Here is a 23,838-nt window from a genome sequence, read left to right as displayed (position 1 = left end):
CAACCAGGAACTGATAGTATGACCACGATTAAAGTATCCGATACTTCGTTCGATTCCGACGTTCTGGGTTCCAACGACCCGGTTCTCGTCGATTTCTGGGCGGAATGGTGTGGCCCGTGTAAACAGATCGCGCCGTATCTGGACGAAATAGCTGGCGAACTGGGCGGCAAGCTCAAGATTGCCAAGGTAAACATCGACGAAAACCCGAACACCCCGGCGAAATACGGTGTGCGCGGTATTCCGACCCTGATGATCTTCAAGGGCGGCGAAGTTGCAGCGATGAAAGTTGGCGCGCTGCCGAAAAGCGCTCTGGTTGACTGGATCAATCAGTCGATCTGATCATCTGATCGGTGACGATCTTAAAACATCAAAAGGCGGGCTGTGTCATACAGCCCGCCTTTTTTGTCAGATTGGCGTTAATAATCACGCTGCCCTGATATCGTTCAGGAACTGCTTTATCTGTGTCATCAGATTCTGTGATTTGTTGTTCAGGCTGCCGGATGCCGCCAGAACCTGACCGGATGCCTCGCGTTCTTCCTCGGCCGCCTCGCGCAGACCGATAACATTTTGCGCGACGTCCTTGGTTCCGGTTGCTGCCTCGGCGACGTTACGGGCGATTTCCGCAGTGGCGGCATCCTGTTCACGGACTGCTGCGGAAATGCTGGCCGCGACCTCGTTCAATTCCTTCATCCGACCGGAAAGATGCTTGATTGCGCCAAGTGCATTCTGCGTCGATTCCTGAATGCCACCGATTTGGCCTGCGATATCTTCGGTTGCGCGTGTGGTCTGGTTGGCAAGGTTTTTGACCTCGGCGGCCACAACCGCAAAGCCCTTGCCGGCATCACCGGCACGTGCGGCCTCGATGGTGGCGTTAAGCGCCAGAAGGTTTGTCTGTTCAGCAATTGATTGAATGAGTTCAACCACCTCGCCGATCTTGTCGGACGCTGTTCCCAGTTCGGCAAAAATCGTGCTTGCCTCATCGGCTTCGGTTGCACCCGATTGGGCGATGTCCGAACTCCGCGAAACCTGTGACGTGATTTCATCTATCGATGCCGCAAGCTGTTCTGCGGCGGCGGCAACGGTATCCACATTGGCCGCCGCCTGTTCGGTTGCTGCTGCAACATTTGCCGCGCGCCCGGTGGTTGCGTCGGACTGGCTGGCCATGCCTGTTGCCGTGGTGCGTAATTGCTCCAACGCGCTGTGAACCGTCGACAGATTGCCTTCGACTTCGGTCTCGAAACTTTTAATCAGCTTTTCGATCTTTTCTGCGCGGGCAATCTGGACCTTGTGTGTATCTTTCTGCTCCTGTTCAAGCTTTTCGGCCTGTTCGCGGTTTGATCTGAAAACGTCAAGCGAGCGGGCCAGGGCACCGATTTCATCACGTCGATCTGTTTCGTTTGTGGTGACGCTGGTATCGCCTTGGGCCAGTTTGTTGAGCGCCTCGGTGATCATTCGCAAGGGTCGGGTTGTTGATCTGTCAATCGCAAGTCCGGCCATTCCGATGACGATCAGCATGGCAATCGCCACAGCGATATCATTGATGGCCGTCTGCCAGAAAATCCCGTCAACATCGTCGATATAAACGCCGGTTGTCACCACCCAGCCCCACGGCTTGAATGTTTCGGCATAGGCCAGTTTGGGAAATACCCCGTCATGCCCCGGTTTGTTCCACTCATAGGTCAGGAAACCGCCTTCGGGATTACGGGCTGCCTTGACCATTTCATCAAGGATCGGAACACCGTTGACGTCAATCACCTGTTTGCCGTTCTGGCCGTTCAGTTTTGGCTGGATCGGATGCAGGATGACCTTGGTATCAAGGCCCAGTACAAACACATAGTTATTGCCGGCGTAACGGGCATTCTGAATGAATTCAGTTGCACGGGTTTGTGCTTCTTCAAGGGTGATCTCACCGGATTTGGCGAGCTGATCATAATGGCTAAAGGTCGAACGGGTCATATCGACGATTTGCCGGACATTGGCTTTCTTTTCTTCGACCAGTGCAGATCGCAGGGTCACAAGATCAATGATCGCCAGACCGCCCAGGGCAAAAGCCGTCATTACCAGTACCATCCGCAATTTGGCGGAAAGCGAGAAATTGGAGAGTTTCATCGGGTTCTCCGTATTTGGATGTTAACGGCGGGAAACTGCAGTCAGCACAAGCTGTCAGACCAGCATAACTGCAACATAAGGTTGTGCAGATGTGTGGTTTTATAAAAAGAGTTTTGCCATTTGTTCCTGATCGAAATCAGAAAACCCGTGATAAAATAAAGAATCCTCAGTGAAATCAGTCCTGAGGCAAGGTTCGCAAACGAAAGAGGGATGCACATGACATCCCTCTTTCGTTTGTTGATGATGTTTTTGGTTGCAGGCGGATCAGTACTCGTAGGGCGACCCGTCCATGTTTTCCATCAGGACTTCGCGTTTGCCGACATGGTTGGCGGATGAAACAATCCCGTTTTCTTCCATCTGTTCGATGATGCGGGCGGCACGGTTATAGCCGATCGACAATTTGCGCTGGATGAAGCTCGTGGATGCCTTTTTCTCGCGCAGGACAATGCCGACAGCCTGATTATACAGATCATCATCCGATCCATTCCCGCCACCGTCTGAACCGCCACCCCCGGCCATATAGGCCGCGACCGGGTCTTCTTCGGGTTCTTCGGTAACGGTCTCAAGATAGGCCGGGTCACCCTGATCGCGCAGATGGGCAACGATGCTTTCGACTTCCTCGTCCGATACAAACGGACCGTGGACGCGCTGCAATCGGCCGCCTTGGCCCATATAAAGCATATCCCCCTGACCCAGAAGCTGTTCGGCACCCATTTCGCCAAGGATGGTCCGGGAATCGATTTTCGATGTCACGGAATAGGAAATACGCGTCGGGAAGTTCGCCTTGATCGTACCGGTAATAACGTCGACCGATGGGCGCTGGGTTGCCATGATCAGATGAAGCCCGGCCGCACGCGCCATCTGTGCCAGGCGCTGGATCGATGCCTCGACATCCTTACCCGCCACCAGCATCAGATCGGCCATTTCGTCGACGATAACCACGATAAACGGCAGCGGCTCCATCGGCAGTTCCTGATCTTCAAAGATCGGTTTGCCGGTTTCCGGATCAAAGCCCGTCTGAACGCGCCGCGTCAGTTGCTCACCCTTGGCCGCCGCTTCCTTGATGCGTTTGTTATAGCCCGCGATGTTACGCACACCGACCTGGCTCATGGCGCGATAACGATCTTCCATTTCGCGCACCGCCCATTTAAGGGCCACAACCGCCTTGTGCGGATCGGTCACAACCGGCGTCAGAAGATGCGGAATACCGTCGTAAATCGACAGTTCCAGCATTTTCGGATCGATCATGATGAAACGGCATTCTTCCGGTTTCAGGCGATAAAGCAACGACAGGATCATCGCATTCACACCAACCGACTTGCCCGAACCGGTCGTACCGGCAATCAGCAGGTGCGGCATTTTCGCCAGATCGGCAATCACCGGCGTACCGCCGATATCCTTGCCAAGGCTCATATTGAGCTTGCCGGTATTCTTTTCAAAATCGCTGGATGCCAGAATTTCATGCAGATGCACGGTTTCGCGGCGCGCGTTCGGCAATTCGATACCGATCACATTGCGCCCCGGCACAACCGCTACACGGGCGGCAATCGCGCTCATGGAGCGCGCGATATCATCAGCCAGACCGATTACGCGTGATGACTTAACGCCTGCTGCCGGTTCAAGTTCATAAAGCGTAACAACCGGACCGGGGCGAACCTGAACGATTTCGCCCTTAACACCGAAGTCCTGAAGAACGGTTTCTAGAAGGCGGGCATTTTGTGCCAACGCTTCCTGATCGATCTGGGGTGCGTCTGCCGGGTCGGGTTCATGCAAAAGGCTAAGCGGCGGGAACCGGTAATCGTCTGATCCAAGATCGAACGATGCTTGCCGCTGGGCCGATGCCTTTTCGCCGGGCTGCAATTTTGCTGCCGGTGCGGCGACGATATGAACCGGCGGGGCGTGGTCCGCTTCGTTGTAATCATCATCGAAATCATCATCGTCGTTGTTGTTATTTGACGATGTTGCCGCTTGCAGGCGGGTACTGATCGCAGCACCGAGGCCGGGTTTCCCCTTATCAAGTGACGGTTCCTGACGCATCCGCGGATTACGGGCGGCTGTACGTTCACCCGGGCGATCATCCGTCGAATTACCGGGGATGGCCCGACCAATTCCTGAAATAATACCGCCAGCAATACGCGACAGGACCGATCCGACCTTCTGCCATTCAGACATATGATAGGCCATGCAGAACATGGTCAGGAACAGGCCAAGTACCATCGCGATCAGCGCAATCAGCGGACGCGCACCTGGCACACCAATCAATTCGAAACCGTATTGAAGCTTGGACAGCAGCAAATCACCCGCAAAACCGCCAAACCCGACCGTGAGAGGCCAATGCATGCCCGGACGAATGGCCGCAGCCGCCGTCGCGACGAGCAACAGGGCGAGAGGCAGAACCAGAAAACGTACCCACATCCAGTTAAACGGACGAACCGCAATCAGCCGCAAACCCCAGCCAAGAAGCAGAACCGTCAGCAGGGCAGAAGCCAGACCGAGTGTGCGAAGCAAGAGATCAGCGGTATAGGCCCCGAATGTGCCAAGCGGGTTAAAGATCACATTACGATCAGCGGCATGGTTGAAGGACGGATCACCGGGATGGAAGCCGATCAGCATCATGAAAACGGCAACTGCCGCACCAACCAGGACAAGCCCGCAGATTTGCAATCCGCTTCGTTTCAGCAGATTGACAAGACTGCCCGGCATGAAGGCGGTGCTGCGTGCGAGAAGGTTGGACTGACTGCTCATCGGGGTATCCGTTGTCGTTTCGTCGCTATTGGTCAGGTAATCGTGGTTCAGCTCAGCGCATCGGCGATACGCCGAAGCCCTTCGCGGGTGGTTTCAAGGTCATGGACAAGCGCAATGCGGATAAAGCGTTTTCCGGGGTTGTTGCCATCGGCATCCGTGATCGACAGATAGCTGCCCGGAATGACTTTCACGCCTGCCTCTGCCCATATTTTGCGGGTGGCAGCTTCATCATCACCGACATCAAGCCACAGGAAAAAGCCCCCCGGCGGACGATAGAAGCCAAACCGGTTACCAAAGATTTCCTGCGCCACATCAATCTTGGCGCGGTAAAGGTCGCGGTTTTGCGATGCATGTGCGTCATCGGCCCAAAGTTCGGCGGATGCGGCCATGATCGGCATCGGAATGGTGGCCGAACAATAGCTGCGCAATGCATTGAAACGTTTGATGATTACCGGGTCGCCGGCGACGAAGCCGGAACGGAGCCCCGGCGCGCTGGATCGTTTCGACAGGCTGTGGAAAACAACCACATTATCCATTTTGCCACCCTGTGCCGCACAGATTTCAAGTGCGCCAACCGGGGCCTCGCGATCATAGATATCGGCGTAGCATTCATCCATCGCCAGAACGAAATCATGTTCCTGTGCCATGGCGATGATACGTTCAAGATAGTCCCGTGATGCAACAGACCCTTGCGGATTGGCTGGTGAACACAGGAAAAACAGGCTGCAGGCTTCAAGCGTTTCGATATCGATCTGATCAAGGTCAGGCAAGAAATCCGTTTCCGGATCTGCTGCCAGCGGCACCATTTCCGCGTCATTAAGAACCGCGGCACCGCAATAGACCTGATAGAACGGATTGGGGAGAAGCACCTTGGGCTTCGGGCCGGGCTGATCCTGCGGAATGACGCAGGTCGCGATCAGATAAAGGGCTTCGCGTGTTCCCGCGACGGGCAGGATATGGGCGTCACGATCAATCATGCCATCGGGCAGGTTATAACGGCGATCAAGCCATCCCTTGATGGCGCTGCGCAGCTCTGGCGTGCCATTGCCAGGCGGATATTTATGCCAAAGGCTGGCATATTTCACCATCGCCTCGGTGATCATCGCGGGCGGTTCGTGCTGCGGTTCGCCAATCGACATCACCAAGGGCGTCTTGCCGGGTTCAATCCCCTCTAACAGGGCGGCAAGCCTCGGAAATGGATAGGCGGGCAACTGATCAAGGCGCTGGTTAAACATCGCGTTCGGCATTCCGGTCATGATTGGTTCCATCACATATCGACAGGCGTCAGAATGTGATGTCTCTAAAATGTGGGCAATCTCCCCTGACTTTACCCCTATGCCAAAAATACAAAGAAAGATTTAAGGGCAAGGGTTCGAATAACGAAAAAGCCCGGAAAGATGCGCTTTCCGGGCTTTTGACAGAAAATATGGGCAAAGAATTGGCAGATCAGCTTGCGCGCAGATCATCCTCGGGATAGGCGCCGATTTTATGGATGGATATATCTGCACCATCGAACTCGTCTTCTTCGGACAGTCGAAGGCCGATGGTCCGTTTGATCGTGCCGTAAACCACAAATCCCGAGATTGCGGCAAAGCTTGCTCCGATCAATGATCCGGCAAGCTGGGCGCCGAATGAAACGCCACCCATGCCGCCAAGGGCTTCAAGCCCGAAAATGCCACATGCGACGCCCCCCATCAGGCCGCACATGCCATGTAACGGCCAGACACCCAGCACGTCGTCGATCTTCCATCTGGTCTGGCACTGGTTGAAGCCCCAGACGAACAGAACGCCCGCAATACCGCCAGTGACCAGTGCGCCTATCGGGTGCATGACATCCGACCCGGCGCAAACGGCAACCAGTCCTGCAAGTGCACCGTTGTGAACGAAACCGGGATCGTTACGTCCGGCAACCAGTGCCGTCAGAATGCCGCCAACCATTGCCATCAGCGAGTTGACCGCGACCAGCCCGGTAATGCCGCTAATCGATTGGGCCGACATGACGTTGAAGCCAAACCAGCCAACGCAAAGTACCCATGATCCCAGTGCCAGAAACGGGATGTTGGATGGCGGAATACCAACCAGTCCGCCGGTTTTGGTGTAACGCCCGCGCCGGACTCCAAGCGATACAACGGCACCAAGGGCGATCCAGCCACCAACCGCGTGGACAACAATGGAACCTGCAAAATCGTGGAAAGGTGCGCCAAAGGTGGCCTCAATCATATCCTGGAAGCCGAAATTGTTGTTCCAGACCAATCCTTCAAACAGCGGATAAAAGATGCCAACCAGAATGGCGGTGGCAATCAGCTGCGGATAAAACCGCGCCCGTTCGGCAATGCCACCGGAAATGATTGCGGGGATTGCGGCCGCAAATGTCAGCAGGAAGAAGAACTTAACCAGATCATAGCCGCTGGACGCAAAAAGATGCTGTCCGTCAACCATCGCAGATCCGCTAAGAACCGCGGCATTGCTAAAGAAATCAACACCATAGGCAACGCCATAGCCGATGAAAAAATAGGCAATGGTGGAAACGGCAAAATCGACGATGATTTTAACCAGTGCGTTTACCTGGTTTTTCTTGCGTACGGTTCCGACTTCAAGAAAGGCGAAACCGGCATGCATGGCGAGCACCATAATAGCGCCCATCAGGACGAAAAATACGTCCGAGGCGGTCTGGAATGCCTCCATCGGGCAACCCCCATTTGTTAAATGCGTTTCCTCACGGTCCGGTCTGCGGGGCGCAGCCGGATTCTTGTTCAGGGGCCCCAACATCAATTTCTATGCCAACAGGGCAAACTGATTGATCGGGACGATGGAAAACGGGTCTTTGCCGGGGGAAAATCGATCACGCTCATATCCAGCGGGGTAACAGCCGGATCGGACTGTTTGCATGTCTTGTGATCATAATCGTGCCTAAAAAGGCAGCATGGGCAGAATACAAAAGACCCGCCACTGGGATATCCCAAGGCGGGTCAGTCGGTCTGACAGGCAGGGTGCCATGCAGGCATGGCACCCGTCAGGAAATCTGATCGCTTAGAAGCGCTGCGAACCTTTACCGAATTCCGGATAGGCTTCGAGGCCAAGCTCGACAGCATCGCTGCCCAGTGCTTCGTCTTCTTCGCTAAGGCGAATGCCAACCGTGAATTTCAGGATCAGCCACACGATTGCCGATGCGATGATGGTGAAGGCACCCATCGCAACAACACCGGTCAACTGAACACCAAACGATGCACCGTCATTGGTGAACGGAACTGCCATGGTGCCCCAGATACCGCAAACAAGGTGAACCGAAACAGCACCGACAACGTCGTCGATTTTCAGTTTGTCGAGCAGCGGAACTGCAACAACAACCAGAATACCGCCGATGGCGCCGATGATGATGGCGGAACCGATGGTCGGGGTGTCCGGACCTGCAGTGATCGAGACCAGACCAGCCAGTGCACCGTTAAGTGCCATGGTAAGGTCGACCTTTTTGTAAAGGATCTGGGTCAGGATTGCTGCGGCAACAACACCACCGGCAGCAGCCATCGAGGTGTTGCCATAGATGTTGGCAATCGCGATGACGTCAGCAGCAGAACCCATTGCGAGCTGCGAACCACCGTTGAAGCCGAACCAGCCGAGCCACAGAACGAAGGTACCAAGTGTTGCCAGCGGCAGGTTCGAACCGGGCATCGGATGAACCGAACCGTCCGCACCGTATTTGCCTTTACGTGCACCAAGGATGATTGCGCCGGTCAAGGCAGCCCAGCCGCCAACCGAGTGAACAATGGTCGAGCCCGCGAAATCGGCAAAGCCCATTTCCGACAGCCAGCCACCGCCCCATGTCCATGCACCGGTAATCGGATACAGAACGCCGGTCAGGACAACGACGAAAATCATGAACGGCCACAGTTTGATACGTTCGGCAACGGTGCCGGAAACGATCGAAGCAGCAGTTGCAACGAACACCATCTGGAAGAACCAGTCGGAAGTCGCCGAATACCCGCCTGAGAAATCGCCGCCAAGTGCAGCAGCGTCATCAGCGCTCCACAGGCTGAGCGAACCGATCCAGCCGGAAACGTCCATATACATAAGGTTGTAGCCGATCAGGTAATACATGATACCTGCAACGGCGAAGAGGCCGATATTCTTGAAAAGAATGGTCGATACGTTTTTGGTACGAACCAGGCCGGATTCCAGCATGGCAAAGCCTGCGGCCATCCACATCACCAGCGCACCGCTAAACAGGAAGCTGAAGGTGTTGAGGATGTATTGGGTCTCGGCCGAAACGCCCGCGTCCTGAGCAAAGGCCGGTGATGTGATTGCCAGCGCAGCGGCCCCGGCAAGAGCGGCAAAGCCGGTTTTCTTCATCGGAATGTTCATAATGTCTCCCCTTGTCTCTGGACTTACAGGGCGTCGTCGCCGGTTTCACCCGTGCGGATACGTACCGCCTGGCTCACATCAAGAACGAAAATCTTTCCGTCCCCGATTTTCCCGGTCTGAGCAGTTTTGGTGATGGCTTCGACAACCTGATCAACCAGATTATCCGTGATCGCGACTTCCAGCTTCACTTTCGGCAGGAAGCTGACCATGTATTCAGCGCCACGATAAATCTCGGTCTGGCCCTTCTGGCGGCCAAAACCTTTGACTTCAGTGACCGTCAAGCCCTGAACGCCAAGCGCGCTAAGCGCTTCACGAACTTCATCGAGCTTGAACGGCTTAATGACAGCAGTAACGAGTTTCATAATATTGCGACCTCCCGGCATATCCGTTGAGTACCGACGTGGTAATCACGATTTCGCAGTCGCAACCTTCAAACCAAGAATCGTGCCAGATTCAAAATTCATCTTTTAAGTGATTGAAATAAAATGATTAACTGTGGTTAACGGGTGAGTTTTCACCAAAGGCGGAATGGGGCGGAGAATACAAAATGTGCATAGATTTTGGCGCTGTTTAAAATTTGTGCATATTTTTTAATCAACCTTGGCGCTCTGGAAAATCCGTTTTTAGTCAAGGCGATGTCGCTGTCTGCAGGTTTTATCGGGATAACCCAAGGTGCATGATCGGGGATCAGGACCGATAAAATCTGGGTTCTTTCGCCAATTGGATGATCAATTTGTCGCTCTGGCTTGTGATCAAGAGGTCCGCGGGTTAAATCAGAAGCACCTTTCGGCAGTTTTTGCGTATAACCTGTCGGAAAATGATCTGGCTTTGCGGCGGTCTCTGATGTCTGCGGCCACAGAAGAAAGTAAGGGTTTGCATAATGGATGCTTCGGAAACGATCCAGACCGATGTCATTATTCTTGGTGGTGGCCTGAATGGTGCTGCGATGGGGCTTGCTTTGGCTCATGGCGGTATTCGATCTGTTGTCATTGATCAGGCTGACCCGAAAACCATCCTTTCTGCCAATTATGATGGGCGCACCTGTGCGATTGCCGCGGCTTCCCGGTCGGTGCTTGATGTCATCGGTGCGTGGAAATACATGGCTGACGAGGCCGAGCCGATCCTTGATATCAGGATTGCCGATGGCGCGAGCCCGTTATTTCTGCATTACGATCACAAGGATGTCGGAAACCGGCCTCTTGGTTATATTGTCGAAAATCTGATTACGCGCGGCGCGCTTTATCGCGCCATTACCGAGACCGATCTGGTCGAAATGGTTGCACCGGCACGTATTGAAACCATTGCCCGTGATCAGGGTGGCATGACGATGACGCTTGCTGATGGCAGGTCTATCCGCGGTTCCCTGGCCATCGGGGCCGAAGGGCGCAATTCGATGTTGCGCAAATGGGCCGGTATCAAGACCTATGAATGGAGCTACAAGCAAAGTGCCGTTGTCTGTACGGTGAAGCACAAGGTGCCTCATAACGGTCTTGCAGTGGAGCATTTCCTGCCCGCCGGACCGTTTGCGATTTTGCCGATGACCGATGACCGCTGTTCGATCGTCTGGACCGAGACAACCGATCTGGCCAATTATCTCGTCAATCTTGACGAGGTAACCTTTGTCGATGAACTGCATCGGCGATTTGACGGTTATCTTGGTGATCTTGAAGTCATCGGCCCGCGTTTCTGTTATCCGCTTGGCCTGCAGCATGCCTATCGCTACACCGACCCGCGTATTGCCCTGATCGGGGATGCAGCCCATGGCATGCACCCGATTGCCGGGCAGGGGCTGAATATGGGGATACGCGATGTTGCCGCCCTGGCGGAAATTCTCGTCGAAGCCCGCCGCCTTGGCCGCGATATCGGTGGTTCGGATGTTCTGGCTGAATATGAACGATGGCGCCGGTTTGACAACACCGTGATGCTGGCGGTTACCGATTTGACCAATCGGCTGTTTTCCAACGATGTTGCACCGGTGAGCTGGGCGCGTGATATCGGACTCGCCGTTGTGCAGAAAATCCCGCCGCTCAAAAAGACTTTTATGTCTCATGCCATGGGGTATGCGGGGACTCTGCCACGCCTGATGCAGGGTAAGCCGCTTTAATTTTCTCTCATGCAGATGGGGGGCGATGCCAAAAGGCGATTTTTATGAATTAAAGATCGCTTCTTGGTTTGGTTATTTGCTCGCAGTTAAAAACAATTCAAAATTGTGTCGCTTTTCGTCGGTCCATGTTGATTTGAGTCAAGCTTTTCGCATTTGCGAAGGTGCAGTGTCCCCGTGACGTATTTTTGAATGCAGGGGATAAACATGACACTTACCCGGAAATTGATGGCCACTGTGGCCAGCTGTGCTGTTGTTGGCACGATGATGATCGCCGCAACCGGCGCACAGGCGCAGGAAGCAGCATTTAAAACCAAACAGGCGGGCGATATTCTGATTCGCGGCCGTGTTATTGGTGTGGTGCCGGACGAAGATACCTCGACCAGTGACATTACTACCGGGGAAGGCAAGGTCAGCAATGATTACGTTCCCGAGGTGGATTTTTCTTACTTCATTACCGACAACATTGCCCTCGAGCTGATCGCAGCAACGACCAAGCATGATGTCAAATGGCAGAATCCTGACGTTGATCTCGGCTCGGTTAATCTGCTTCCGCCAACTTTGACGGTACAATACCACTTCCTCTCGGATCAGCGTTTCAGCCCGTATGTTGGTGCAGGTTTGAACTACACCATGTTCTATAACGAGAAATCTGGTGCCGCTAACTCCGTCAAGTATGATGATGGCTTTGGCTATGCGTTCCAGGCCGGTTTTGACTACGCAATTTCCGGTCCGTGGTCTCTGAACTTTGACGTCAAGAAGCTTTTCCTGAACACAACGGTGACTGCTGACCTCGGCGGAGCATCCCCGGCCAAGGTTGATGTGGACCTTGATCCATGGATTTTCGGTATCGGTGTCGGTTACCGCTTCTAATCTCTGCCGACGGCAAACTTTCCGGTTTGTTGTCTGATCCCAGGAACGGTCCTGTCAGTTTGGCAGGGCCGTTCTTGGTTATGGGGCCGTAAAAGCGCGTCCTAATCCGTTAACGGCGCACAGGATCGCGTGACAGGCCGCGCATCTCTAGCGCACGAAGATAATCAGCCCAGAGCTGATCCTGACTGGCATGCAGGTCACGCAGATACTGCCAGCTATACAGGCCGCTATCATGCAGATCATCAAATGTGATGCGCACGGCATAGTTTCCGACCGGAACAATGTCGATGATGCCGACATGACGGCGTCCGGGGATGATTTTCTTTTCGGATGGATGGTGCCCCTGGACCTCGGCGGACGGGCTTTCAACCCGCAGCAGTTCGGCGCTGAATTTTGACGTCAGCCCATCATCCCAGACAACTTCCAGAATATGTTCGTCACGCAGATAGTTGATTTCAACCGGGCTGAAACGCGGGGTAAAGCTGTCTTCCGACATGAAAACCGTCACAATCAGTCTTCGATGACACGTGCTTCGTCGGGCAGCATGATAGGAATGCCGTCGCGAATCGGGTAGGCAAGACCGGCCTTGACGCTGATCAGCTCGTTCTGCTCGCGATCATATTCCAGTGTTTCTTTGGTGACCGGGCAAACAAGGATTTCAAGCAGTTTCGGGTCTACCGGGCTGTGAGTCGCGGTCATTGTTCTGGGCCTTCATATTACGTTTAGTTGCTGGCGGTCTGTGGTGCTCGCGGATGGGCTGCCATTTCCAGCAAGGTTGTCAGCATATCGCCGCGATCATACAGGCTTGCGCATTCGAGCAAAGCCTGTTTTTCAAGCGGGCTCAGTCGGCAACCCATTGCGATGGCTGTAACCAGCATTTCATCATCGGTATCGCTAAGTGTATCCCAGCAGGATCGCAAAGAATGCTGGGCAAAATAGCTTTCTAGTGCCTGTCGGAGACGGTCACGATCAATCGGTTTCAAATCCGATGGCAGCAGCAAATCATCCTTCCATGGGGCAAAATCGCCTCGTACAGCGCGATAACCACCGCTCTGCATCGGAAGTTCTTCGACGATGTTAAATCGGCAGACACCCGTCAGGGTGATCAGGAAACGACCATCATCGGTTTCGCTGAATGCCGTGATGCGGCCGGCACAGCCGGTCTGGAAGACCGGTGGATTGTCCGGATCCATATAAAAGGTGTTGCGCCCGTCCGGGCGTGGCTGAACCATGCCGATCATGCGGTCCTGCCCCAGAGCATCGGTGATCATGTTCAGATAGCGCGGCTCAAAGATATTAAGCGGCAGATGGCCACGCGGCAGCAGAAGCGCCCCACTTAGCGGAAAGACCGGCAATGTATCTGGAAGATCCGAAAAACTGGGATCGAAAGGACCGCATATGCTCATGAAAATAAAACCGTCGAGAGTGCGCGGCGCCCCGCAACGCTGGCCGGGTCCATTGGGCCCCATGCCTCGAAAAACTTGATCAGTTGGGTGCGACCGGCATCGTCGTTCCAGCTGCGATCTTTGCGAATGATCGCAATCATGGCGTTGACGGCTTCTTCGCGCTTGTTGGTGGCAAAGCAAGCCATGCCCAAATCAAACTGCGCCTGCAGGTCATCCGGATTGGCGGCGACTTTGGCACGTGCGACATCAAGGTCTTCCTTGCTGTAACCGGTTTCCGCCAGCTCAAGCGCGCTGATCGCAGATGCAATCGGTGCCTTCAGTCGATCTGCTTCGGCCATGTTGTCCACAAAATGGCGGGTTTCTTCAACTTCTCCCATCGCGACCATGCAGCGGATCATGCCGCCAATCGCTGTTTCATTCTGGGGTTCACGTTCAAGTACGCCAACATAAAGGCCATGGGCTGTTTCATGGTCGTCATCCGCCAGCGCGGCAGCCGCCTGATCCAGAATTGCAGCAATCGGGCTTTCGATCGGGCCGCCTGCAAGACGCTCGTAAAAGGCACGGACTTCGCTTTCTGGCTGCGCGCCCTGAAAACCGTCAACCGGACGGCCGCCTTTGAAGGCATAGACCGTCGGAACCGATTGGATGCGCAATTGCATCGCCAGTTCCTGGTTTTCATCGATATTGACCTTGACCAACTTTACGCGCCCGCCAGCCTCGCGTGTCACCTTTTCGATGGTTGGCGTCAGGCTTTTGCACGGGCCGCACCAGGGGGCCCAGAAATCGACGACAACCGGGACTTCCATCGAGGGTTCGATGACGTCCTGGACAAAGGTTTCAATGCCGCTGTCCTTGATCAGGTCTTTGTCCTGTCCAGCGGTGGGGGCGGCATTCGGGGCGGTGGCGTCAAGAATGATAGACATTATCGTTTACTCACTAATTCTGAATTCTAGATGATGCCTCAACCGCCGTTCGACAAGAGGCTTCTGCATAACATTAGGAAAATCTTATAGTTTAATGTTTCGCGGTAAAAGGCTTTATGAGCATTTGTGCGGAATCAGAACGAATCTATTTTCTCTTTAAAATCGATAATTCTGATTTCGTAGCCAAGACTGGTGACAAATCGAAGCAGGTCATCAGACTGAATTGTCGTGGTTCTGTCATTCCGCAAGGGGTGGAAGTTAAGAATGTCACCTTTGGCCAGCTTCTCATCCAGAGCGAAGTTGATCTTTCGCGCATGATCGTTGATCAGGGCAAAGGGTGTGACCGATCCCGGAATGACGCCAAGCGTTTCAAGCAGCAGTTCCGGTTTGCCAAACGAAAGGCGCGCGCAGCCCAGTGTCTTGTGCAGGTGGTTCATCCGGATTTCGGTATTTTCCTCAGCCACGACAAGCCACAGGGCATCCTTCTTGTCTTTGACAAAAAGGTTCTTGGAATGAAGGCCCGGCAGATCCCCGCGCAGCTTTTGCGAATCCTCAACCGTAAACAGCGGCACATGCTCGTGCGTGCGGGTTTCGATACCAAGATTTTCGAGATAATCGAAAAGTGCGGTTGATGGATCACTCATCCTGTTTTCCTTCTGGCTGGGTCGCGCGAAGATGGTCAGATTGCAATTAGGACGCAAATTGCAGCATGTTGGCGTGATTTCCCCGTTTTAAGGGTAAAAAGTCAAGGAAAACCGCCATTCTGGATGTGGCGGCGATTTGATGGAAAAAAGGGTTGCAATCACGTTTTGTTGGGCTATTATCCGCGCCGCTCCACAGGGGCAGGAAATACTGATGAATGCGGGCGTAGCTCAGGGGTAGAGCATAACCTTGCCAAGGTTAGGGTCGAGAGTTCGAATCTCTTCGCCCGCTCCATCAGGTGGCTTCCTTCATCATGCTTTCATGATGATGCGGGCGTAGCTCAGGGGTAGAGCATAACCTTGCCAAGGTTAGGGTCGAGAGTTCGAATCTCTTCGCCCGCTCCATCAGGTGGTTTCCTTCATCATGCTTTCATGATGATGCGGGCGTAGCTCAGGGGTAGAGCATAACCTTGCCAAGGTTAGGGTCGAGAGTTCGAATCTCTTCGCCCGCTCCATCAGGTGGTTTCCTTCATCATGCTTTCATGATGATGCGGGCGTAGCTCAGGGGTAGAGCATAACCTTGCCAAGGTTAGGGTCGAGAGTTCGAATCTCTTCGCCCGCTCCATGATGAAAGTTCAAAAAGGCTGTCCTTCGGGGCAGCCTTTTTTGTTTCGGGCTTGCGGTTCCCTGTGAGATGTCGTTTTTTGGAAAAATGAACGACAAGCAAGACAATAATGACCCTGCCAACATTATCTGGACCGTCGGTTATGCCGGGCATGACCGGGACAGTTTGCTTGCCCTTTTAAAGGGGCAGGGCATTACGGCGGTGGCCGATATCCGGACTTTCCGGGGATCGAATTACTGGAAGGCGTTTGATGCCGATACCTTTGGCCCGTTCCTGCGCGAGAACGGCATTGCTTACGTTTTCATGGGGGATGTTCTGGGCGGAAAGCCGCAGGACCCGTCATTGTATCCCGACGGTCGGCTGAACTACGACCTGATGGCAGCGCGCCCGGAATTCAAAGCCGGGATTGATCGTCTGCTTTCGGGCGCAGGCAAATACCGCATCTGCCTGATGTGCGCAGAAAAGGATCCGCTGGATTGCCATCGCACATTGCTGATCGCGCCGGCGCTCAAGGCCGCTGGATTTGATTTGCGGCACTTGGTTTCAGATGGGCGTGTTGAAACCCAGGCCGAAACGGAAAAGCGCATGATTGCGATCAATGGCGGCGACACGGCAGATCTGTTTGCGGCCAGCGCACCGGACCCCGATGCAGAACTGGTTCTGGCGCTTCAGAAGCAAATTGTAAAAGCAGCTCCGCTTGCAGATGACGCAATAAAATCCGGAAAACGGCAAAATAATTTCTAATATTTCATGTCTTAAAACGCGTTATGGCGATTTATTGAAAATGGTCATTTTGTATAATTGAAGTTTATATTTCGTTCTATTTTACGAATATTGATACGTGCGGGAATATGTATTTAAATCTGCAGTTGATGTTGTCAGTTGCAGGAGGGCGTTATGGCACTCGTTACCGGAACAGAAGGCAATGATAGCCTTGTCGGATCAAGTGATAATGACACGATTTATGGGCTGGCGGGCGATGACCAGCTTTACGGAGCTGGCAGGGACGACGAGCTGACAGGCGGACCGGGGGCGGATTTGCTTGACGGTGGTCCCGGCGGACGTGATAGCGCCAACTACGATACCGATACCGCAACACAAGGCGTCATTGTTGATCTGCAGGATGGAACAGGCCATGGGGGCGAGGCGCAAGGTGACCGGCTTGTTGGTGTCGAGGTGCTTGAAGGAAGTCCGTTCGACGATACTTTGATCGGCGATGCTGCAAGCAATGTGCTTTGGGGGCGCGGTGGCAGCGATTTGCTGCTGGGCGGTGACGGGGATGATTATCTATACGGCGATTATCTTGGCAATGATCCGGGCAATGACACCCTTCTGGGCGGCAGGGGGAGCGATACCATCATCGGGCGCGAGGGCGAGGATACCCTTCTGGGTGGCGACGGGGATGATATGCTAAGCCCCGGTGCCGATGCTGATTACGTTGATGGTGGCGCAGGAAGCGACACATTGCGCTACAATGGCGATAGCGGTGTTTCAATTAACCTTGAAACCAGTGTTTTTCAGGGCGGCGAAGCTGAAGGCGACGTTGTCTATGATATCGAAAACCTATACGGCACAATCCATGATGACCTGCTGATCGGCGATGCTGGTCGGAATGTTCTGCAGGGGCATTTCGGCGATGATGTTCTGCGTGGTGGCGACGGGCATGATGTCCTGCACGGTGGAAATGGGCATGACATCATCGAGGGCGGCGATGGCAACGATTTCCTACGTGGCAACAGCGACAGATATCCGCAAGACGATGGTCCGGACACGTTTTTGTGGCGGGTGTTTGAAGGTGGTGCCGAACGCGACCGGATTGCCGATTTTGAAACAGGTTCCAACGGTGACAGGCTTCAGCTCGGAAGCGAGTTTCAGGAAAAAAGCGGCATCCATGACTTTGCTGATTTTCTAGAGCATGCAGAGGAAACGGACGCCGGGTTGTATGTCGATTTTAGTGATGGGCGGCATTACGATTATGGTGTCCTGATTGAAAATACAGATCTTGCCGATTTCACCGAGGACAATATCGTGTTTGAGGACAGCATGATCGGTTAAGGGCCCTGACCTTAGCCCATGATGTTATAGCCACCATCGATATGGATGACATCGCCCGTGATCCCACGAGACCGGTCGCTGGCCAGAAACGCTGCCAGTTCGCCGATCTCGTCGATGGTGACAAGCCTGCGTCCGGGTGATCGGCTTTGGGCCGTGTTCATCAGGGAGTTAAACTCGGCAATGCCTGATGCGGCGCGTGTCAGAAGGGGGCCGGGTGAAATCGCATGGACCTGAATGTTTTTCGGTCCCAGTTCGGAAGCCATATACCGGGTCACGCTCTCAAGCGCGGCTTTGACCGGGCCCATAACCCCATAATGATCAATAACCCGTTCCGAGCCCATATAGGTGACGGTCAACAGTGCCCCGCCATCTTTCATCAATGGTTCGGCACGTTTTGCCAGTCGCTGAAACGAATGACACGAAATATCCATCGCGGTCAGAAAGCCGTCGCGTGAACAGTCTATCACCCTGCCATGCAGGTCATCGCCGGGGGCAAATGCGATGGAATGCAGGACGAAATCCAGTTTCCCCCAGTGGGATGAAATCGCATCGAAAAGCCGATCCATCTGATCTTCGTTCTGAACATCAAGCGGGGTGATGATCGGGGCACCGAGTCCCTCCGCCAAAGGCCGGACATGATTTTCTGCTTTGTCATTCAGATAGGTAATTGCCAGCTCTGCACCCTCGCGGTTGAAAATTCGGGCACAGCCATAGGCGATTGACTTGTCATTGGCGATTCCGACAACAAGGCCCTTCTTTCCTGCGAGCATGGGACATCTCCGATCCAAAATATTTTTGCGAATGCGAAATGGCCTTCTGATTCGCGCCACCAGCCAAGCTTAGATTATTTTGCGACGCAGCAAAGTGTAAAATTCTGTGACAATCCCCAATTGGAATACAGGGTTCCGTTGATCGGAAGCTATTGAGCGAACGATTTTTTTTTGTGCAGAAGCATAGTTTTTAGGCAGATGATCCGCTATGTGTAGCCTTGGAAGGAAGCTGCAGTTTTCCGTCATTTCCGGGTGTGGGGAACTTCAGGTTGTCTTCCCAAATACATGTGACATCCGAGGTGTGTAGTGCCGCCCGCAAAGGTCGGCACTTCGGTTCTGGCAAACAGAACCGATAAAAAGGGAAATTGGACATGAAAGCCCGAAGCGACGACCCGAAACGGGAAGTCATCGACAAGGTTGTCGAACAGATCCAGCAACGCTTGACCGGTAAGATGGCGAAGGATGCAGAAGCATTCGTTCGCCTTTTTTACAAGGATGTACCGCCTGACGACATGGCAGGTCGATCCGTCGACTCGCTTTATGGCGCGGCACTGACTTTATACAAATTTGCGCAAAAGCGCCCATCGGCCAATGCCGCCAAGATCCGGGTCTATAACCCCGATCTTGAAGAGCATGGCTGGAAATCCGATCACACCGTGATCGAGATGATCAACACGGATATGCCGTTCCTTGTGGATTCCGTGACGTCTGCCCTTCACGAATTCGACCTGACAGTTCATCTGGTAATCCACCCGATCATGCGTATCGCGCGTGATGATCGTGGTGAATTGCAGTCAGTCGAAGCGGTCGAGAATTCGGATGCGCCGCGTGAATCCGTGATGCATCTTGAAATTGACGAACAGACCGACGAAGCCGTTCTGCAGAAAATCCGTGACCGTCTGGAAGATGTTCTGACCGATGTCAGTCTGTCGGTCGAGGATTGGCAGGCGATGCTGTCAAAAGTCGCCGAAGTTCTGGAAGGCATCAGAACCGCACCAACCGGCATTTCCGCAGAAGATCAGAAAGAAGCCCAGGATTTCCTTGGCTGGGTCCATAACGACCATTTCACCTTCCTTGGCTATCGCGAATACAAGTTCAGCGGTACGGGCAAGAAAGCCAAGGTGGACGTGAATCCCCAAAGCCAGCTCGGGATTCTGCGCCGCGAAGGGACCCATATCTTTGACGAACTGCGCCAGATCGGCAATCTGTCGACCGAGGTGCAGGCATTTGTCGCCCAGCCAAGCCTTCTGATGGTGACCAAGGCCAACAAACAGTCAACCGTGCACCGTCCGGTGCATCTTGATACCATTGTCGTCAAACAGTTCGATGACGATGGCAAGGTCATCGGCCAGCATCTGTTTGTCGGCCTGTTTACCTCGGTTGCCTATAACCTCAGCCCGCGCCTCATTCCGCTTTTGCGCATGAAGCTTGCCGAAACCATCAAGCGCGCCGGCTTCCCGCCTGCCAGCCACGATGCCAAGGCATTGGTCAACATCCTTGAAACCTTCCCGCGTGACGAGCTGTTCCAGATCGAGCTTGATGATCTGTATCATATCTGCATGGGCATCCTGCATCTGCAGGAACGCCAGCGGATTGCACTGTTCGTGCGTCGTGATGCCTTTGAACGCTTTGTATCCTGTCAGGTCTTCTGCCCGCGGGACCGGTTCTCGACCAAGCTTCGCATGAAGTTCCAGTCAGTGATCGAGGCGGCCTTTGATGGCAAGGTCACGGCACATTACACCCTGATCGGCGATAGCCCCCTTGCGCGGTTGCACCTTCTGGTCAAGACCACGCCGGGTGAACTGCCGGAATACAATGTCGCCGATATCGAACGTCAGCTTGTCGAAACCGCGCGTGACTGGGCTGATACGCTCCGTCAGGTGCTGGTGCGTGAAATGGGCGAAGAACGCGGTTTGACCCTTTATCGTCGTTACGGCGAGAGCTTCACGGGCGACTATCGTGATCGGTTCGGTGTCGAGACCGCGGCTCTTGATATCGACCGTATCGAGGACGTGATCAAATTATCGGACTTGCGGGTGAACCTGTATCGTCCGATCGAAGCAGCCGAGAATGAACTGCGCTTCAAGATATACAATCCCGGTGCGCCGGTGCCGCTTTCCGACGTATTGCCGATGCTGGAAAATATGGGGCTCAAGGTCATTACCGAAAACCCGTTCAAGGTCGAACCACGCGATACCGATGTGAATGTCCGCATTCACGATTTCGGGGTGCTGGTTGACGGCGAATTCCATCTGCATGATGTGCGTGACAAGTTCCAGGAACTTTTCATTCGCATGTGGCATGGCGAAGTTGAAAACGACGCCTTTAACCGTCTTGTTCTGCTGGGCGGGTTGCATTGGCGCGAAGTCGTCATCCTGCGGACCTATGCACGCTATATGCGTCAGATGGGATCGGCCTTCTCGCAGGATTACATGGCCAAAACGCTGGCTAATAATGCCGGTCTGGCGGCAACGATTGTTGATCTGTTCATTGCGCGTTTTGACCCGGATCGTGATCCGGGGGTGGCCGCCGAAGCCGAGGCCATCGAAGGTGACATCATCACCCGTCTTGAAGACGTGATGAACCCGGACGAGGACCGCATTCTGCGCGCGTTCCTCAACCTCGTTCAATCAACGCTTCGCACCAACTATTTCCAGTATGGCAAGGACGGCAATCCGAAACCCTATCTGTCGGTAAAATTCAACTCCGGTATGGTCGAAGATCTGCCGCTTCCGCGTCCTTGGCGCGAAATATTTGTCTACTCACCGCGGGTCGAAGCTGTCCATCTGCGTGGTGGTCCGGTGGCGCGCGGTGGTATCCGCTGGTCGGATCGTCAGGAAGATTTCCGGACCGAAATTCTCGGTCTGGTAAAGGCCCAGATGGTCAAGAACGCGGTCATCGTGCCGGTCGGCTCCAAGGGTGGCTTTGTTGTTAAACGGCCCCCGGTGGATGGCGGTCGCGAAGCATTCCTCGAAGAAGGCATTGCGTGTTACAAAACACTGATGTCGGGGATGCTTGATATCACCGACAATATTGTCGGGGGCGACATCATTCCGCCGGAACGTGTCCGTCGTCTTGATGATGATGATCCCTATCTGGTTGTGGCTGCGGATAAAGGGACTGCGACCTTCTCCGATATCGCCAATGGCGTTGCCCGTGATTATGGCTTCTGGCTCGACGATGCGTTCGCATCGGGCGGTTCGCAGGGCTATGATCACAAGAAAATGGGCATCACCGCACGCGGTGCGTGGGAATCGGTCAAACGTCATTTCCGCGAAATCGGCAAGGACATCCAGAAAGAACCCTTCACCGTTGCCGGTGTTGGCGACATGTCGGGTGACGTGTTTGGCAACGGCATGCTGTTGTCCGAACAGATCAAGCTGGTTGCCGCCTTCAACCACATGCATATTTTTGTCGATCCCGACCCGGATCTGGCGAAAAGCTTTGCCGAGCGCAAGCGCCTGTTTGACATGCCGCGCTCAAGCTGGACCGACTACGACACCAAGGTCCTCTCGAAGGGCGGCGAAATCTTTGACCGCAAGGCCAAGACGCTTGATCCCTCACCTGAGGTCCGCAAGCTGCTTGATCTTGGCACCGGCAAGGTGACGCCTGCCGATATGATGAAGGCCATCCTGAAATCCGATGTCGAACTTCTGTGGTTCGGCGGGATCGGGACCTATATCAAATCCTCGGCGGAATCGAATGCCGATGCCGGGGATCGTGCCAATGATGCCATTCGCATCAATGGCAAGGATATCCGGGCAAAGGTCATTGGCGAAGGTGCCAACCTGGGCTGCACACAGCGTGGCCGTATCGAGTATGCCCATGCCGGTGGACGTTTGAATACAGACGCCATCGACAATGCTGCCGGTGTGAACTGCTCGGATCACGAGGTCAATATCAAGATCCTCGTGGGCGAGGTGGTGGCCGCCGGCGACATGACCGAAAAGCAGCGTAACAAACTGCTGGTCGAGATGACCGACGAGGTCGGTGATCTGGTGCTGCGTGACAACTATCTGCAAAGTCAGGCGATCTCGAACGCCTTTGCCGGGGGCGGGGATGCGCTTGATGCGCAGGTTCGCCTGATCCGGATGCTCGAACGCGAAGGTCGTCTGAACCGGGAAATCGAATATCTTCCCGATGACGAGGAACTCGCACGTCGCACGGCCGCCCATCAGGGGCTGACCCGTCCGGAAATTTCGGTTCTGATGCCGTATGCCAAACTCTGGCTGTATGACGAGGTGCTTAAATCCGATCTGCCCGATGATCCGATCCTTGTTGAAGAACTGGTGCGTTATTTCCCGACCGCTGTACGTAAAAAATACAGCGCGGCGATTTCCAACCATCGTCTGAAACGCGAAATCATCGCAACCGTGGGCACCAACAGTCTGGTCAACCGCGTTGGCGGCACCTTTGTCCATGACATGATGGAAGCAACCGGGCTTTCGGCGGTGGATGTTTCGCGCGGTTATCTGATTACCCGTGCGGTGTTTGGCCTGCGAAAACTGTGGTCGGGTATCGAAGCCCTCGACAACAAGGTCGATGCCAAGGTCCAGATCGCGATGTTTTCCCACATCAACCGCATGGTCGAAGATGTGACCCTGTGGTTCCTGCGCAATTGCGAGGAATTGAATGTCGGGGCAAAGATCGAACTGTTCCGTCCGGCGGTTGCCAAGGTGATCGAGGCCTTTGACGATATCGTTCCTGCCGATGCGGCCTTCCGCACGACCCTGGATCAGAAATCGCAATCCCTGATCGATCGGGGTGTGCCCGAAGATCTGGCGCGCCGTGTGGCCGCGATGCAGCAGATGGTCGCGGTTTGCGATATCGTCCGCATCGCCGAGGCAACCGGGCGTGATGTGATCGATGTCGGGGCAACCTATTTTGCCATCGGTGCACGCTTCCAGCTTGGCCTGCTGCGCGCAGCAGCCGAGTCCATCGAAGCCGAAACCCATTGGCAGAAACTGGCCCGTGCAGCCGCGATTGATGATCTGTTCGGTCATCAGCGCGAACTGACCCGTGTCGTGCTTTCTTCTGGCAAGAACGGCACGGTGGGTGGTGATCTGGTCCGGAAATGGGTTGATGATCATCAGCGTGGCTGTTCGCGGTGTGATCAGCTCATCGACGAATTGCGTGCCGCAGGGCAGATCGACCTGTCAATGATCACGGTTGCCAACCGTCAGATCAGGGCCATGATCGGCGGCTGACCGATATTCGCAACACATTCTGCA

19 protein-coding genes and 4 tRNA genes are annotated in these 23,838 nt (G+C 54.3%); 10 read left to right on the top strand and 13 right to left on the bottom strand.

Annotated elements, in window-relative coordinates; translation table 11 throughout:
• Nucleotides 1-18 precede the first annotated feature (18 nt).
• The gene (gene trxA, locus TH5_RS10760) at nt 19-339 is read left to right on the top strand and encodes a thioredoxin TrxA (RefSeq protein WP_007088718.1); all 321 of its coding nucleotides are present in this window, start codon (nt 19-21) and stop codon (nt 337-339) included.
• Nucleotides 340-423: 84 nt separating this feature from the next.
• Here trxA (TH5_RS10760) and TH5_RS10755 read toward each other — a convergent pair whose 3' ends face one another.
• The 7 genes from TH5_RS10755 to TH5_RS25310 all read right to left on the bottom strand — a co-directional run bounded on the left by TH5_RS10755 (nt 424) and on the right by TH5_RS25310 (nt 10,180).
• Complete coding sequence (locus tag TH5_RS10755) at nt 424-2,109, bottom strand: methyl-accepting chemotaxis protein (RefSeq protein ID WP_114121867.1); 1,686 nt, start codon at nt 2,107-2,109, stop codon at nt 424-426.
• Nucleotides 2,110-2,373: 264 nt separating this feature from the next.
• Nucleotides 2,374-4,854, bottom strand: coding sequence for a DNA translocase FtsK (locus TH5_RS10750; RefSeq protein WP_114121866.1), 2,481 nt, complete (start codon nt 4,852-4,854; stop codon nt 2,374-2,376).
• A gap of 47 nt (nt 4,855-4,901) precedes the next feature.
• The gene (locus TH5_RS10745) at nt 4,902-6,110 is read right to left on the bottom strand and encodes an aminotransferase class I/II-fold pyridoxal phosphate-dependent enzyme (protein WP_114121935.1); all 1,209 of its coding nucleotides are present in this window, start codon (nt 6,108-6,110) and stop codon (nt 4,902-4,904) included.
• 190 nt (nt 6,111-6,300) lie between these two features.
• The gene (locus TH5_RS10740; RefSeq protein ID WP_114121865.1) at nt 6,301-7,539 is read right to left on the bottom strand and encodes an ammonium transporter; all 1,239 of its coding nucleotides are present in this window, start codon (nt 7,537-7,539) and stop codon (nt 6,301-6,303) included.
• Nucleotides 7,540-7,884: 345 nt separating this feature from the next.
• Complete coding sequence (locus tag TH5_RS10735; RefSeq protein ID WP_062950926.1) at nt 7,885-9,213, bottom strand: ammonium transporter family protein; 1,329 nt, start codon at nt 9,211-9,213, stop codon at nt 7,885-7,887.
• 23 nt (nt 9,214-9,236) lie between these two features.
• Nucleotides 9,237-9,575: a P-II family nitrogen regulator gene (locus TH5_RS10730; RefSeq protein ID WP_007088725.1), complete on the bottom strand. Its 339-nt coding sequence runs from the start codon at nt 9,573-9,575 to the stop codon at nt 9,237-9,239.
• A 152-nt stretch (nt 9,576-9,727) separates the two neighbouring features.
• Complete coding sequence (locus tag TH5_RS25310) at nt 9,728-10,180, bottom strand: hypothetical protein (protein WP_147250093.1); 453 nt, start codon at nt 10,178-10,180, stop codon at nt 9,728-9,730.
• Between TH5_RS25310 and TH5_RS10725 the strand changes: the two genes are divergently transcribed.
• Both TH5_RS10725 and TH5_RS10720 read left to right on the top strand, forming a co-directional pair.
• A complete protein-coding gene (locus TH5_RS10725; RefSeq protein ID WP_244204880.1) occupies nt 10,160-11,317 on the top strand; it encodes a UbiH/UbiF/VisC/COQ6 family ubiquinone biosynthesis hydroxylase in 1,158 nt (385 codons plus the stop codon). The two genes, TH5_RS25310 and TH5_RS10725, sit on opposite strands and share 21 nt — an antisense overlap.
• A 204-nt stretch (nt 11,318-11,521) precedes the next feature.
• Nucleotides 11,522-12,187, top strand: a complete 666-nt coding sequence (locus TH5_RS10720; protein WP_114121934.1) for an OmpW/AlkL family protein — start codon at nt 11,522-11,524, stop codon at nt 12,185-12,187.
• 109 nt (nt 12,188-12,296) lie between these two features.
• On the opposite strand, the gene TH5_RS10715 is transcribed toward TH5_RS10720, so the two are convergent.
• From TH5_RS10715 to TH5_RS10695, 5 genes are all read right to left on the bottom strand, one after another.
• Nucleotides 12,297-12,683, bottom strand: a complete 387-nt coding sequence (locus TH5_RS10715; protein ID WP_114121863.1) for a gamma-butyrobetaine hydroxylase family protein — start codon at nt 12,681-12,683, stop codon at nt 12,297-12,299.
• Between the two features lie 14 nt (nt 12,684-12,697).
• A complete protein-coding gene (locus TH5_RS10710; RefSeq protein WP_114121862.1) occupies nt 12,698-12,886 on the bottom strand; it encodes a Trm112 family protein in 189 nt (62 codons plus the stop codon).
• Nucleotides 12,887-12,909: 23 nt separating this feature from the next.
• A complete protein-coding gene (locus TH5_RS10705) occupies nt 12,910-13,593 on the bottom strand; it encodes an LON peptidase substrate-binding domain-containing protein (RefSeq protein ID WP_114121861.1) in 684 nt (227 codons plus the stop codon).
• Nucleotides 13,590-14,516, bottom strand: a complete 927-nt coding sequence (trxA, locus tag TH5_RS10700) for a thioredoxin (RefSeq protein WP_114121860.1) — start codon at nt 14,514-14,516, stop codon at nt 13,590-13,592. Before trxA (TH5_RS10700) ends, TH5_RS10705 begins: the two co-directional genes overlap by 4 nt.
• A gap of 134 nt (nt 14,517-14,650) precedes the next feature.
• A complete protein-coding gene (locus TH5_RS10695) occupies nt 14,651-15,160 on the bottom strand; it encodes a prolyl-tRNA synthetase associated domain-containing protein (protein ID WP_114121859.1) in 510 nt (169 codons plus the stop codon).
• A 217-nt stretch (nt 15,161-15,377) separates the two neighbouring features.
• Here TH5_RS10695 and TH5_RS10690 point away from each other — a divergent pair.
• From TH5_RS10690 to TH5_RS10665, 6 genes are all read left to right on the top strand, one after another.
• Nucleotides 15,378-15,452: transfer RNA gene (locus TH5_RS10690), tRNA-Gly, on the top strand.
• Nucleotides 15,453-15,487: 35 nt separating this feature from the next.
• Nucleotides 15,488-15,562 (top strand) — tRNA-Gly (locus TH5_RS10685).
• A 35-nt stretch (nt 15,563-15,597) separates the two neighbouring features.
• Nucleotides 15,598-15,672, top strand: a tRNA-Gly gene (locus tag TH5_RS10680).
• Nucleotides 15,673-15,707: 35 nt separating this feature from the next.
• Nucleotides 15,708-15,782 (top strand) — tRNA-Gly (locus TH5_RS10675).
• An 87-nt stretch (nt 15,783-15,869) separates the two neighbouring features.
• Nucleotides 15,870-16,526, top strand: coding sequence for a DUF488 domain-containing protein (locus TH5_RS10670; RefSeq protein ID WP_244204879.1), 657 nt, complete (start codon nt 15,870-15,872; stop codon nt 16,524-16,526).
• 153 nt (nt 16,527-16,679) lie between these two features.
• Nucleotides 16,680-17,837, top strand: a complete 1,158-nt coding sequence (locus tag TH5_RS10665) for a calcium-binding protein (protein WP_114121857.1) — start codon at nt 16,680-16,682, stop codon at nt 17,835-17,837.
• Between the two features lie 11 nt (nt 17,838-17,848).
• On the opposite strand, the gene fabI is transcribed toward TH5_RS10665, so the two are convergent.
• Nucleotides 17,849-18,607 carry an enoyl-ACP reductase FabI gene (gene fabI, locus TH5_RS10660; protein ID WP_114121856.1) on the bottom strand — a complete coding sequence of 253 codons (759 nt, stop codon included), beginning with the start codon at nt 18,605-18,607 and terminating at the stop codon, nt 17,849-17,851.
• A 371-nt stretch (nt 18,608-18,978) separates the two neighbouring features.
• On the opposite strand from fabI, the gene TH5_RS10655 reads away from it, so the two are divergent.
• Nucleotides 18,979-23,814 carry an NAD-glutamate dehydrogenase gene (locus TH5_RS10655; protein WP_114121855.1) on the top strand — a complete coding sequence of 1,612 codons (4,836 nt, stop codon included), beginning with the start codon at nt 18,979-18,981 and terminating at the stop codon, nt 23,812-23,814.
• Nucleotides 23,815-23,838 lie beyond the last annotated feature (24 nt).

The organism is Thalassospira xianhensis MCCC 1A02616 (genome assembly GCF_003326475.1).
GTDB classification, from domain to species: domain Bacteria; phylum Pseudomonadota; class Alphaproteobacteria; order Rhodospirillales; family Thalassospiraceae; genus Thalassospira; species Thalassospira xianhensis.
This window is presented reverse-complemented; position numbering and strand designations above follow the sequence as displayed.